Source organism: Paenibacillus sp. FSL H3-0321 (genome assembly GCF_038002865.1).
In the GTDB taxonomy this organism is placed as follows: Bacteria; Bacillota; Bacilli; order Paenibacillales; family Paenibacillaceae; genus Paenibacillus_AQ.
In genome coordinates, this window is record NZ_JBBODH010000001.1 from 3,589,813 (window position 1) to 3,603,351 (window position 13,539).

Annotated in this window: 7 protein-coding genes; all 7 read right to left on the minus strand. The window is 46.0% G+C overall.

Annotation, left to right across the window (positions count from 1 at the left end):
* Position 1: 1 nt before the first annotated feature.
* The 7 genes from MHI45_RS15905 to MHI45_RS15935 all read right to left on the minus strand — a co-directional run bounded on the left by MHI45_RS15905 (position 2) and on the right by MHI45_RS15935 (position 13,455).
* Positions 2–2,734 carry a stalk domain-containing protein gene (locus MHI45_RS15905; protein ID WP_083675508.1) on the minus strand — a complete coding sequence of 911 codons (2,733 nt, stop codon included), beginning with the start codon at positions 2,732–2,734 and terminating at the stop codon, positions 2–4.
* 357 nt (positions 2,735–3,091) lie between these two features.
* Positions 3,092–7,120 carry an Ig-like domain-containing protein gene (locus tag MHI45_RS15910; RefSeq protein ID WP_076109641.1) on the minus strand — a complete coding sequence of 1,343 codons (4,029 nt, stop codon included), beginning with the start codon at positions 7,118–7,120 and terminating at the stop codon, positions 3,092–3,094.
* A 208-nt stretch (positions 7,121–7,328) separates the two neighbouring features.
* Positions 7,329–8,531 (minus strand): methionine adenosyltransferase, encoded by a 1,203-nt coding sequence (gene metK / locus MHI45_RS15915; RefSeq protein ID WP_076109642.1) that lies wholly within the window; start codon positions 8,529–8,531, stop codon positions 7,329–7,331.
* 284 nt (positions 8,532–8,815) lie between these two features.
* The gene (locus tag MHI45_RS15920) at positions 8,816–9,088 is read right to left on the minus strand and encodes an alpha/beta-type small acid-soluble spore protein (RefSeq protein WP_076109643.1); all 273 of its coding nucleotides are present in this window, start codon (positions 9,086–9,088) and stop codon (positions 8,816–8,818) included.
* A gap of 149 nt (positions 9,089–9,237) precedes the next feature.
* On the minus strand, positions 9,238–9,777 hold the full coding sequence (locus MHI45_RS15925) for a hypothetical protein (RefSeq protein ID WP_076109644.1): 540 nt from the start codon (positions 9,775–9,777) through the stop codon (positions 9,238–9,240).
* Positions 9,778–9,878: 101 nt separating this feature from the next.
* The gene (locus tag MHI45_RS15930; RefSeq protein WP_076109645.1) at positions 9,879–12,611 is read right to left on the minus strand and encodes an S-layer homology domain-containing protein; all 2,733 of its coding nucleotides are present in this window, start codon (positions 12,609–12,611) and stop codon (positions 9,879–9,881) included.
* A gap of 502 nt (positions 12,612–13,113) precedes the next feature.
* Complete coding sequence (locus MHI45_RS15935) at positions 13,114–13,455, minus strand: hypothetical protein (RefSeq protein WP_341119183.1); 342 nt, start codon at positions 13,453–13,455, stop codon at positions 13,114–13,116.
* Between the last annotated feature and the right edge of the window lie 84 nt (positions 13,456–13,539).

Sequence of the window (13,539 nt, forward strand, 5' to 3'; positions counted from 1 at the left end):
ATCACGATTCGATAGTTACGGTCTTCGTGTTCTGTTCCCATTTTACGGTCAAACCTAGCTGTTCTGAGACCAATCTTAGAGGTACTAAAGTCCTGCCCTGTAGGATCAAAGGGGCTACTTCAGCACTCTGCCGTTTCCCATTCAACACATATTCCTTGCTATTCACAGTAAGTTCCATAACTTTTGCACCGCGCAAAACCAAGATCTTCTTGGTGCTTGAATTCCAACCCGCACTGCCGCCAAACGCGTCCATCACATATTTAATCGGCACATAAGTACTCTCCCCCTTAACAACCGGAGCTACGTCAATGGGTTTATCCGTTCCGTTCAGCGCCATGGATTTGGAACCGATTTTCATTACAGCGGTTCCCTTCGGGAGCCCAGCTTCACTGGAAAGCGACGGCATCACAAAGGAAATATTGTCAAAAGCAACGGTGCCGGTTTTGGCCCGCTCGTCTTGTCCTTCCTCTACATTCACCACATACAATCTCTTTAAGGAAGCAGGGAATTTAATTCCGGAGCCTGACAAATCAATATTCAAGCTTTTCCAGCCGTTCCAGTCGATAACTTTGGCCAAATCAATATAAGCTGTAGTTCCGCTGCTGTCCACTACTTCAGCCCGCAGCCAATTCAAACTCATATCGCCCATGACATCAATCGACATTGAGGCCGCTGCTGCCGGGATGCTTTTACCGCTCGTACCATTGAATTGGGCGTAGGCATACATTTTGCCACTGCCGGCCGTCATGTCATAGCTGAGCGACAGCACCTTGGAGCCTGCCCGTTCAGCACTGCCGGCCGTAACCCCCGCAGTTCCTGTTACAGTGTTGACATTGGAAGTAAAGGCAATCGGATAAGTTACATTCTCAAAGTCTTCCCAGGTAGAAGCAGCCGCTGCCGACAATACAACTGCAGTGCTGAAGCCGTCATAACGGGCGATCGCATATCCGGTAGTCACACCAGGATTGACAGAATCAACTGTGAGCTTGCCATCCTGCACACTGCCCTTAAAACCGACAAACTCCCATTTAAGTGCTGAATTCGGCACTGAAATTGTTGCTCCGCTCTTGGCAGCTGCCGTCACAGGCACGGATACCGATGCACCGGCCATAAGAGGCGCTGTAGCCGTTCCAACAGACAAACCGTTCAGATCTTCACCACCCAGAACAGTGACCTTAGTAGACGCGCTGGCCGTACCGCTGGTCGCTGTCAAGGTGACTGTCCCCGGTTTCACTCCGGTCACTTCCCCCGTACTTACACTTGCACTGCCATTGCTTGCTACCCAAGCCGGGTTTGCTGCAGCTACATCAATTGGATTATAGTACGTATCATAGCCCTTTAAAGAATAGCTTGCCTTTTGTCCGATCAGAAGCACCGGGCTGCCGCTGATTTTAATCCCTTTCACTTCGCCTTTTGGAGCAGATGTAAATACTCCAAGCCCGTTGACAATGCTGCGCTGCTCTTTGCCATACTCTGTATTAAACGTAAGAGTGGTGGAGGTTTCGGCCAAAGGCCGGTCTACCATCGTTGTAGAGCCGCCTCCGTCCAGATTGAGCCCCTTCCAGACACCGATGTTCGTCATGAAGGATTGCAGCTCTGCCAGCGACATTCCGGCACTGTTGTCATTTTTCTCGGCTGCAATAACATAGGCATACTGTCCATCCTGTGAATACCCCAGTGCTGTGCGGGCACGGTAACCGCCAAGACTGCTGGTTGAGCGCGAGAAGGTCGCAGCTTGGCCGCCATTGACCAGTATCGTATGTCCACCTATCATCATCTGCAGATTGGCGGGATCGAGCTCCTGCTGCGTTGTTTTGGAGCGTAGCGTATAGTCTGTGACCAGCTTTTGCCCTACAGCCAGGTGCCCCGTAACAAACTGCGAAGCTAGTCCATGTGTCCGCAGAATATAGGCACCTTTAGGAACTGCTATTGCCAGAGGTTTACCGGCTTCTGAAATCTGGGTAATGATATCATTTTCAACCAGAACCTCTGTGGGGCTGGCCGAGCTGTCCTTTGGCCGCTCCCGTGCTGTCCAGGCATCCGTATAAACATAGGCTGCATTGGCATGGCTGTATGTGGAACCGCCTCCATCCGGAGTATAGGCTCCTTTGTTGATGCCGGATAACGGGAATTGTGAACCATCCTCCGCCGTCACCAGCCCTTCAAACGTATATTCGTCGATCACAGGCTTGCGGTCCTTGGTAACAGCAAAGGCGTACATTCCATTAAGCTGCGACGGCGTTGAAACAACGACGCCGCCCGTTACCTGTCCACCGATAGGCGCGCCTTCACCATTTGTATTGAAATAGTCTCCATTAACTGCCGCCACTGCTCCGGTTTCCGCAGCCATACCGCCTGTGCTTTGGCGCGTAGTCAAGTTGCCGCCTTTGCCGGTCATAACGTCTAGAGATACGTAGGGGTTGCTCAGATCTACACGAATTACATCCGCGAGCCCTGTCGCATTTTTGCCGGAGCGGGTGGTGGAGAATTTATATTTCATCATCACTGCCCCTGAAGTGATTACCTCTTCACCCAATTTGGTTACTTTGATAGAGGCTGCTGCTTGAGCCAACGATGCGGTTCCCGGCCCGAAATGCGGCAACCCTTCACTGCCGATTACCGGCATGATCCACAGCACTCCTGCCAATGAAGCGGCGATCCATCTTTTAGCTGGCGACATTTTCATTCCCCGTAAATCTGCTCTGCTATTCTTGTCCTTGAATACTTCATTCATTTCAGCGTAACTCTCCCATCTCATTGTTAAAAATTTAAACTTCCCCATAGGTTCACATCTATTTTCAAAAATCTATAAACCGTTTTCTATGTTCCCGTTATACCTTTAATAGACTGAATTTATGGGAAAAAGTTGCGAATATTACTAGATTCATCAATTTGAACTGACAAAAAGCGCCCGGCGCAAAACCGGACGCTTGAGAGCGGACCTACAACTATTGTCGGTAGAAATGGCACACTTAGGTACTCATACCGCTTGCAAGTGGAAACGACTTCGCCATTCTCAAAAGGACGGTATCTGTTTCAGCGAGAAGTAGAAGGATAATTTATAGCGTGAAGAATATAAATTCTTATCTTTTTACAAGAAACCGGCCTTTGTCAGCATCCGCTGCAGCATTACTGCCGCTTGAGAGCGGGTGGCATTGCCTTGAGGCTGAAACTGGGCGCCAGGCATACCCAGAATAATTCCTTCCTGCACAGCTTTGGCCACAAATTCGGCGCTTTGACCCGAAACCTTGCTCTTATCTTTAAAGGCCGAAAGTACGGATGTGGTTGTGCCGCTAAGCGTAATCGGATTTTTGGTGTATTCCATAGCCCGAATCATCATTGTCGCCATATGCTCACGGGTAATATTGGCATTTGGACGGAATGTACCATCCGTATTGCCGGTTATAATTCCGGCCTTGGCCGCTGCGCCTATAGCATCTCCGATTTGGGTAGAAGCTTGAACATCACTGAAGCGCTGTGCTGTCTCACGGTCACCAAGCAGCCCAAGTCCTCTGCTTAGCATCACCGCGAACTCGGCACGGGTAATCTTCTGCTCCGGCTTAAAGGTGCTGCCGTAGCTGTTGTCTATAATGTTTTTGGCTGCCAGCAAAGCTACACTTGATTTGCTCCAGTGCCTGCTCATATCTGAAAAGCCCCGGGTAGACAGGAACGTTCCTACCACCTGATTCCCTACCACCTTCGCCTGAATGAAGGTATAGCTTCCTGCCCCGCTGATTTTGCTAGGCAGATATGCTGCTTCAGAATAGACAAGGTCTAGTCTGGCTGCTAAAGTCTGGTCACTGACTAAAGAAGAAGTTGTACGGGCCGTATATTCACCCGGAACATTTAGAACCGTACTATTGGAATAATTGCCGCTGACCGCAGCGGTCAAACGGATATCCACAAGGCTGGTTACACTCTGCATTCCCTGAGTTTTAAGCGTTGCCTCAAGTGGCCCAAATGTGCCGAAAGGTACCTTTTCAAGTCTTAGCACCAGCGAGATATTGCTGCTGTCTGTAGTTAACTTGGACGCAAGGCCGGTCAAATCCATGTCATTTAGTGCAAGATTGTACAGGCTGTCACCATAACGTATAGCAAAGGTTGCCTTACTGTCGCGTTTCACTGCTTCTAGCAGGGGCTTCAGCGGTACAACTACATAGGCCCCCAATTCCGTGGAAGGGACTTCGAATGCCAGAGACGGACTGCCCGTTTTATTGAGATAATCATAGCTGGCAGTCAATCGGTCAGCCGTAAGGGTATATCTTTTTACCGACTGGTTATATAAGGAACGATCTTCCGCAGAAGCTGCGGAGTCCCCTTTCAATAGCGGATACTCTTTGCCAAATTCACTTGCTGCCAGAGTTCCCAGATACGAAGGACGCCCGGTTGTGGATGTGCCTACACCGGTGAGATTCTGAACATAAAGTGAGCTGAATGAGGCAAGCGCACTGCCGTTCAGATCCAGAATATTACCGGAACCGGACATATAGGATAAATTTACAGCTTGTCCGGGTTTGACTACCGTGGACAACAGCAGCTTCAATGTACTTCCCGATACAGTATACGATTGTACACCCACACTGCTTCCATCTGCTCTCACGCCAAATTGGTTGGTGTACAAGCTTGAGGACGCCTGCATATTTTTGCTGAAGTTTACAATAAGCTCATCACCGGAGATGGTCGCTGAATTAATAAACGGCACTGTTGTTGTACCGTTACTGTTACTGCTGGTGCCTGAAACCGACACTGGCTGCAGGTTAATGTAAGCGGCCCGGTTGCCGTTCAGATCACTGATTCCGGCCGTTCCCGGTACATAAGAAATCGTAGTGGAGTTATTCGTGTTCAAGGCACTCGCTAGCGTCAAGGTTACCAGATTCCCGCTTACTTCTACGTTTGTCACATAATTAGGTGTATTCCCCACAAGTACGGAGAATTGGCTGTTCATCGGCAAATTGGCCGTAGACAATCCCTCATTATATGTAAGCACAATCTTATTTCCAGAGCCTGAAGCGCTTTGATAAACAGGTGCAGTTGAATCACTGGTATTACGGATATAAAAATCGTTGAAATTCGCTATATTCTGGCTATATTGATCTTGGACAGGATAAGATCCGGCATAATAGGCTAGGCGAATCGTCTGTCCATTCGGTGCATCACTACTTAGCCCCAGGACGACCGTGGAGCCACTGGAAGTGGAGGAAACCACTCCAAGTGAAACACCATCTGCATAAACAGAAAACTGGCTGAAGGCGTTGGTGGAAATCGCTTTAAGCGTATCATTGAAATTCAGTGTCAAAGTCTTGCCTGACAAAATTCCGTCCTTAGGTGCAGGAAGTGCCGTTTGGACTGTATTCGTTACCTGTCGTAGTGAAAACGTAGATGCTGCATTGCCGGCGGCATCCTGAATCGTTCTAAGGCCACCCGTATAGGCTATTTTGACAACTTGGCCTACTGCTACACCCGTACTAAGGGTTACATACACACTGTCGCCTTGGATATATACACTCTCTACTGTCCTTCTCTCATCGTTGACCGTTACATTAAAGCTGGAAGACAGCAGAGCAACTGCCGGACGAATTGCTTCATCATACTTCAGCCGGATTGTGCGGTTACTTTCAAGCTGTGTAGACACCAGAACCGGTGCCCTCTTATCTAATGCTACCGTCCGGAAACTCCAAGAGTTTTTCCCGCTGAGTCCCTCATATGAATTTGGATTATTTTTTTCAACAAAAGCACCTGGAGGAACATCAACGTAATAAACCGTATCGTTTTCGAGCGTATTTGAAGGCACGATTACGAATTCAGTGTCGTTATTTACGATTACTTTTGATCCTAATTTAGTTCCATTACTCTTATACAGGCTCACAGGATTCGTCTCAATATATTTACTTGGACGATTGAAGGTAATCTTAATGGGCTGATCAAGCGCCGCAGATTCACTACGGTCTGCCGGGCTGAGCGAGTCTACAGCGTACCCTGTCTGTGAAGTGGTTGTAAAACTCCATACATACGGTGTTCCTGAGGCAGGAAAAGCATTGCCATCTTGGTCATTAAACGCGCCTGCAGGAATAGTGACTGTGTAAATAGTATTATTCATCAGCGGACTCGTCACCGATGTCGATGCTACCGTTATAGTTCTGGTCCCACCACCGGTAACAGCCGAGGAGTTCACATCAAAGTATCTTGTATCCGCTGCATTAGTGGAAGATAATGTGATCACTCCATTAACCGGCGTCATCGGCTGGTCAAAGTTCAGCTGAATGTTGCCGGCTGGGGATACGGCAGTAGCACCACTGGCTGGGGATACATTTACCGCAGCGCCTGTTCCCTTTGTGGAAAAACTCCAGATGTTCCCACTGGTTATTCCAGCGAAGGTTTTATTCTCATCATCCTTAAAGGCGTAAGGATCGATTAGAACATAATAACTTTTTCCGGCCGTAAGTCTACTCGCAAGATTCAATCTCACTATCGTGGAAGATTCATCGCTTTGCAAATTGACTGAATAATCTCCATCATTAACCTTGAATTCCTGAACAACCGAATTGTCTGCCGAGGAAATGAGTCTAATGGATCCACCGCTCTTTTGCAGCTTCTTGTTCAGCTTAAAGCTAAGCTGAGTCAGTGTTGTGGAATCTACCCGTGAATAGTTCGCCGGATTGAATTCGCTTGCCCCAATATTCAGGTTCATTTCAGGTGATGTGGTAAATGTCCATGAAGCAGCCGCTGAGTCAGCACCTGCCCCGTCCTTAAATAGTCCTCTGGGAACAGTGACAGTATAGGTTTTGTTCTTCTCCAGCTGCTTGCCTAATTTAACTTCGTATTCCGTAGAATTGCTTATTAGCCCAGAACTGCCGATAGGCACCGTCACATATGGCGTGCCTGCGTCTCGCGTAGTAAGGGTGATATCTCCACTCTGCGGATACACCTGACGATCGAATTTCAGCTTAATGGAGGACGATACATTTACATTGACCTCACCTGCTGTTGGCGAAGTCACCATGCTGAATTCGCTTGCAGCATAAACTGCTGAATTCCCGGGACCGATTGACGAATACCCTGCACTGAGCAGCAGATCCCCTGCCAGAATGAGTGCTACTAATATTGAAATTTTCCTTTTCATGCGGTGATAGACTCCTCTCAAGCCATACTTTCGTCTTTACATATATTCTTATATTTCGGCTAAAAGGCTTCCAAAGTTTAGAAGAGTTCCTCTATAAGATAAGTTCACTTATATATAGTTTCAGCATACACATACAAAAAAGCCCGTAAAAGCAGTTCTTCCTTGAACCGAAGAATTGCCTTTACGGGCCTGATTCTAAAGCTATAATTTATATCCCAGCCTGGTCTTTAAGCATTTCTGCCTTGTCCACACGTTCCCAAGGAAGATCAATATCTGTACGTCCAAAATGACCGTAAGCTGCAGTTTGTCTATAAATCGGCTTGCGCAGATCCAGCATGGAAATGATTCCGGCCGGCCGCAAATCGAAGTTGCTGCTGATTAACTGAGCCATTTTTTCCTCACTGATTTTACCTGTTCCGTATGTATCTACATTAATCGAGACAGGATTAGCAACGCCAATGGCATAGGCCAGTTGAATCTCGCATTTGTCGGCAAGACCAGCGGCCACCAAATTCTTGGCGACATAACGGGCGGCGTAAGCTGCGGAACGGTCGACCTTAGTCGGATCCTTCCCTGAGAATGCCCCTCCACCATGACGGGCATATCCGCCATAAGTATCGACAATAATCTTGCGCCCAGTCAAGCCTGCATCACCTTGCGGACCGCCAATAACGAAACGGCCTGTCGGATTAATGAAATATTTAGTATTCTCATCTAGCAATTCGGCAGGAACAACCGGCAAAATAACATGTTCTTTAATATCAGCCTGAATTTGCTCAAGCGAAATTTCTTCAGCATGCTGTGTGGATACCACTACAGTATCTACACGTACCGGTTTTTCACCATCATATTCAATGGTCACCTGTGTCTTGCCATCAGGACGCAAATATTCCAAAGTGCCATTCTTGCGGACCTCAGACAGGCGCCGGGCAATACGGTGGGATAAAGCAATGGGTAACGGCATCAATTCAGGCGTTTCATTCGTAGCAAACCCGAACATCAACCCCTGATCACCGGCACCAATGTTGGCGGTTTCTTCAGCAACCTGTGCAGGGTCGCGGTTCTCCAGCGCAGCATTTACACCTTGGGCAATATCTGCAGACTGCTCATTCAGCGAGCTGAGAACGGCACAAGTATTATAATCAAAGCCATATTTCGCCCGTGTATAGCCAATTTCCTTAATCGTATTACGTACAATGGCCGGTATATCTACATACTCCGACTTTGTACTAATTTCGCCAATGACGAGCACAAGACCCGTTGCTACCGCTACCTCACAGGCGACACGTGCGTTTGGATCATTAGCCAGAAAAGCATCCAGTACCGCATCAGAGATCTGATCACAGATCTTATCCGGATGCCCCTCCGTTACGGACTCGGAAGTAAATAAATGACGTCCTTTAATCGACATGTACAATAACCTCCCATATGGATAGTCTGACACTGTATAAGGGGGCTCCTTAACAAATAACAGGCCACATAAAATAAGTATAGTATAAATATCGGAATACCGCATATCTTAAAAAAATGAACCTTTTCCGCATGGAAAAGGTTTATGGCTTTCCTCAAAAGTCATATTATCTTATTTGCCGGATGGTGTCAATTATAGCCAGTGTTACCTGTCATAGCGTAAGGTACTAGCTTATTTAACAAAACAGTGATCCCCCGCAAGCAAACCCTAGAGTGGTTCGGGTATTAAGTAAACAAAGACTGCTCGGCTTGTTTGACCAGTCTCTTTGTAATTTCCCCACCTACAGATCCGTTGTCTCTGGATGTAATATGTCCGAGGTACTGACTTCGCCCGATTCCCCCTGTTCCACCCAAAGCTCCCAGTTCGGAAGCAAACTCTGTGTCAGCCCCGCCACCGTAAGAAGCTCCATATAGTCCAAATTCAGCAGCGATCTCGTATTGCATCTGTTTAAGCATTGCCCGGCTCTCCGGTACAACTGTGCGGTTAGTACGTGCCATGTTACAGCACCTCCTGAATTTTTTTAAGATTACAGGAAGTATTGTGTGCTCTTTACCAGGGCCTCAATCGCCTCAATGTTTGTCAACAGTGGTAAACTGTGCCGAAGTATGACGAATCCGATATTAGGACATCCTATTTATATTCGAGCCTATTTCAATGTATAGGCTCCGCGCACCATAACCACCAGCCCACCAGTCTGACCGTCTTGTACCACTATGCCCCGTCCGGCACGAGGGAAAGATAACAGATGATTGGATGGTGCAGCAGTACCGTTAACCAGATCCGCTCCATCAGTTAAATCAGCAACACCATTACTGTCCTGAGAATAAATAGCCGCCTTTCCGGCGCGAACGATAAATTCGGCACCCGCTCCGGCAATCAGAGTCTGACCTGCTTTCACATCAACGATCTCAACTTCATCGCCTTTATTCTGGCTAGGTGTTGTTGTAGGCGTAGGGGTCGCTGCAGGCGTTGGCGTGGCCGTTGGAGCCTGTGTAGCAATAGTTCCACCCTGTAGCGCTTTTTGAATCTGTTGATCCACATAGCTTTTGGTTACTACAGGATCTTCAGACGTTCCTGGCTGGTTGCCTACACTGGCGCCGTCAGCTTCACCAAAAAAGAGGGATCCACCCCACAGACTGCCTGTAATAAGCACAGCTGCTGTCATTATTTTATAAGTTGGTTTCATACTAACCTCCAATGTACTGGGATTGTAAGCCCTATTACATAAAAAATCTAAAAAAAAGAATAGCCTCCGAAGAGGCTATTCTGTGCTTCGGTAATCGGAGATTACTTAGCGTTTACTGTCTTATCACCAACGATAGTGTTACCTGCTTTATCTGTAGCAGTTGCACCATCGATAACTCTAACAGTAATATTGTTTACGTTGTTAGCATTGAGGTCAGAATATCCTGCAAGTCTAACATAGTATTTACCTGCATCGTTACCAACACCGGCGATGAAACCACCAGTAATTGCTGCTGGAGTCGTCGTGTTGTTGTTCACAATAATTACGAAGTCGCTAGCCTTAAGAGTAGCAGCATCAATCGGCTCGGAGAATGTCAATTGCAGAAGTGAAGTATCTCCAGAAGAAACAGCTGCTGAATCCAAGGTTGGTTTAACACCGTCTGCCAATACTGGCTTAATAGTAGCGCCGTAAGTACCATTTCCTGCAGTATCTGTAATACCGGATGCAATAAATTCAATTGCTTCAGTTTTACTGATTGCATTTTTAGGAACGCGTACTTCAACTACTGCTACTGTAGGAGCTGTTGCAGTTCCATCAGATCTCAATAGCTGAGCGTAGGAATTTGTAGGAAGTGCTTTGCTGCCCAAAGTATAACTGTTAACATCACGCAGGGACACCACATTCAGACCAACGTTGTCTTTAACTGTTACGGTGAAGACAACTTCAGTATCAGCTTTAACACCCTCAGAGTAAGTGATGCTTGTAACTACAGGTCTTTCAGTGTCAGTTGTAGTTGCAGCTGCTGCACTAACATTAATAGTAGTGCCAACTGACTTGTTCTTAGCAAGTGCCAAATCTGTTACTAAACCAGCAGGAAGACGCAGAGTATAAGTTCCGCTAAGACCCTTCACATTTGGATATGTGAGCTTAGTACCGTCAACAATCTTAGCACCACTGAAATCAACACCAGTTACTACTAGACCAGTAGAGTCGCTAATCAATGTTGGTGTTCCACCTACCAGCGTAACATCTTCGGAGTATGGTACAACCAGACCTTTATCAGTGCTGAATGATGCATTAGAAGCTACAGGAGCCGTAGTATCCTTCACAAGTGTGATCGGTTGAGTCACTGGAGTACCAAGCGTGTTGCCCAATGTGTCTTTAACAGTCGCTCCGAAAACAAGTGATCCAGTGTAAGAACCGGAATCCGGCAGTTTGAATCCAGCAGGAACTTTAAACTTAATAGTGTCGCTGTCAGCAGTTGCTTCGACACTAAGTGTTCCTTGAGACTCTCCATAAGTATTCAAGAATTTAACGTTACCAATCAGGGACTGATAGTTAACTTTCTTGTTGAACTTGACAGTGATAAGGCTATCACCTGTTGCAGTAACAGAAGTAATTGTAGGAGCAGCAGTATCAGAAGTTACAGCTACGCTTGTTTTGATCGGATTAGGACTTATCAGGTTGCCAGCAAAGTCACTAACATTCAACAAGGATACATCATAAGTTGTACCAGTCTTCAATGTACCTGCAGTCAAGCTGAAGGTGTCGTAAGTTTCACGAGTTACTGAAGCAGACACACCGTTTACGCTAGCAATGATTCCAGCTGGTTTAACTGGCTCACTGAACTTCACAAGCACTTTATTGGTAGTATCCTTAGCTACAGCAGTTACGCTTGCAACTGTTGGAGCTACTGTATCAGCAGCAGTCAACAAAGCGCTGTAATTAGCAAGAGCTGTTCCAGCAGTTGTCTTAACTGCATCTGTTACAACAACAGTGTATTGGCCTTTAAGGAATTCAAGACCTGGGAACGTAACAATTGCTTCAGTTCCAGCAGCGTTAACGCTCACTTCAGAACCATCTACAGTAATAGCAGGCTGGTTATTCAAAGGAATTACTCTGATAACACCGGATTTAAGCTTATCGTTAGAAACTAAAGTTGAAGTATCAATTGCACGGTTGAATGTTACTTGCAATTGCTTAGCGTTTGGAGCATTTACAGAAACAACCTTAGGAGCTGCAAGAGTAACCTTCACGCTGTAGTCAACGTTGTTGTGTTTGAAAGGAACTGTAGTTTCAACGCCTTCTACCAAAGCGGTAGTCAGAGTTACAGTTGTTGTAGATTTATCAGAGAAAGTCACCAATACGCTAGTTGGGTTCAAAGCTTCACCCGAAACTACTGTAGGAGCTTTCGAGTAGTTAGCAGCAGCATAAGCTGCTTCTACTACCAAAGAGCGGGTAGCGTTGGATTTGAAATCAACACCCTTTGCAACCAGACCAGCTTCAACAACTGCTTGTGCATAACCTTTAGCCCATACAGCTGCATTGTTGTCAGTTGTAGTAGGAGTTTCAAGTTTCAAAGCACGGTGCAGTACAGCTGCAATTTCTTGCACTGTAACTTTACCATTGAAGTTAAAGAGACCTTTTACAGTGTCAGTTCCCTTCATGTATCCAGCTGCAGTTGCAGCTTCAATGTAAGGCACTGCCCACATAGTTTTAGTGTAACCTTTGTCTTTGTAAGACAATGTTGTAGGAGCTACTTCTGGAAGATCAAACAATTTAGTCACGATCTTCGCGAATTCAGCGCGAGTCAGATCTTTTTCAAGATGAGCTTGACCGTCTGGGTACCCTTCAAGAATACCTTTCGCTGCCAAAGCATCAAATTTCGCTTGTGGAGTTGTTGCAGTTTCACCAAATGCTACAGAGGCAAACATCGAGAATGCCATTGCTGTAGATAATGCTACGGATAAAATTTTCTTCATAACCTTTTTTTCTCCTCCTTGGACGTTCATGAACTGAGATTTTTCTTTAGTTGGGTAGCTCATGTCACTCATTAGCCGATGCACCCCCTTTCCCGAGTTGAGCATATTAAGTATAAATAATGTCTGTGACGGGTATCACAGAAACTGGTAAACCGGTTTAAGGCATGACAATACTAGATTCCTAATTCTACCTAAGTATTATACAATGTGCCTCAAGTCACGTAAAGCTAATTTTTCCAATCACTGCGCCTTCATTAATTTGGGTGATCCCAAATGTCTGGTGCAAATGACTCTACACTTTAAACGCAGAAGTTCTGGAAAAGTTGCGCCTTACTCAAAAAAAGTTTTTTTGGCATCCCGATGCCGCTCCAATAGAAGAGCATATGTAGTTCTACTAACTATTGCTAATCATGGGTGACTACGGGAAACAGTATAGCACATGAACTTTCGAAACGTCATTAAACAATATTTGTTAAGTTAATAAACATAATCACCTTTTTTCAAACCCGGAAATTTCTTTATCAGCCAAAACAAAAAAGCGCCGTAACCGGCGCTTTCACTTTAAAGCATATAACTAACGGATCTTCATCGATAGCTGAATCAATTCCTGCCGCTTCTCAGGGCTTGAATTGACATTCTCGTACATCGCGTCAATCGCCGTGCGGTTCTCCCGATAGCTCTTCTCATGCTTAATTGTAGTATGAGACCACTCAATTAATGCATTCTCCGCAATAACAAGATCATTATATGCATCATGGAATCCTGTAGCTTGTACAAGTTCCTCCATTAGATCCTGTGAAATTTCCTGCAACGCTCTTTTTGCTGTGATTTCCTTTTCCAGGATTTTCGCTCTATTCTCAAACATATTCTTTGCTTTCATATAATCCAATTGTGCTTTTGCTAAAATCGGTTTCATGGATGGCTTTCACCTTTCAGAAAATATTATTTTCTAATTTATTGTACCGTAAATGGGAGCAGATTACAAAGTTATCTAAATGGA

Bases quoted from the DNA above. Each gene is read 5' to 3' on its own strand.
- MHI45_RS15905 (WP_083675508.1), bottom strand. From the start codon at position 2,734: ATGAATGAAGTATTCAAGGACAAGAATAGCAGAGCAGATTTACGGGGA.
- MHI45_RS15910 (WP_076109641.1), bottom strand. From the start codon at position 7,120: ATGAAAAGGAAAATTTCAATATTAGTAGCACTCATTCTGGCAGGGGAT.
- metK (WP_076109642.1), bottom strand. From the start codon at position 8,531: ATGTCGATTAAAGGACGTCATTTATTTACTTCCGAGTCCGTAACGGAG.
- MHI45_RS15920 (WP_076109643.1), bottom strand. From the start codon at position 9,088: ATGGCACGTACTAACCGCACAGTTGTACCGGAGAGCCGGGCAATGCTT.
- MHI45_RS15925 (WP_076109644.1), bottom strand. From the start codon at position 9,777: ATGAAACCAACTTATAAAATAATGACAGCAGCTGTGCTTATTACAGGC.
- MHI45_RS15930 (WP_076109645.1), bottom strand. From the start codon at position 12,611: ATGAGTGACATGAGCTACCCAACTAAAGAAAAATCTCAGTTCATGAAC.
- MHI45_RS15935 (WP_341119183.1), bottom strand. From the start codon at position 13,455: ATGAAACCGATTTTAGCAAAAGCACAATTGGATTATATGAAAGCAAAG.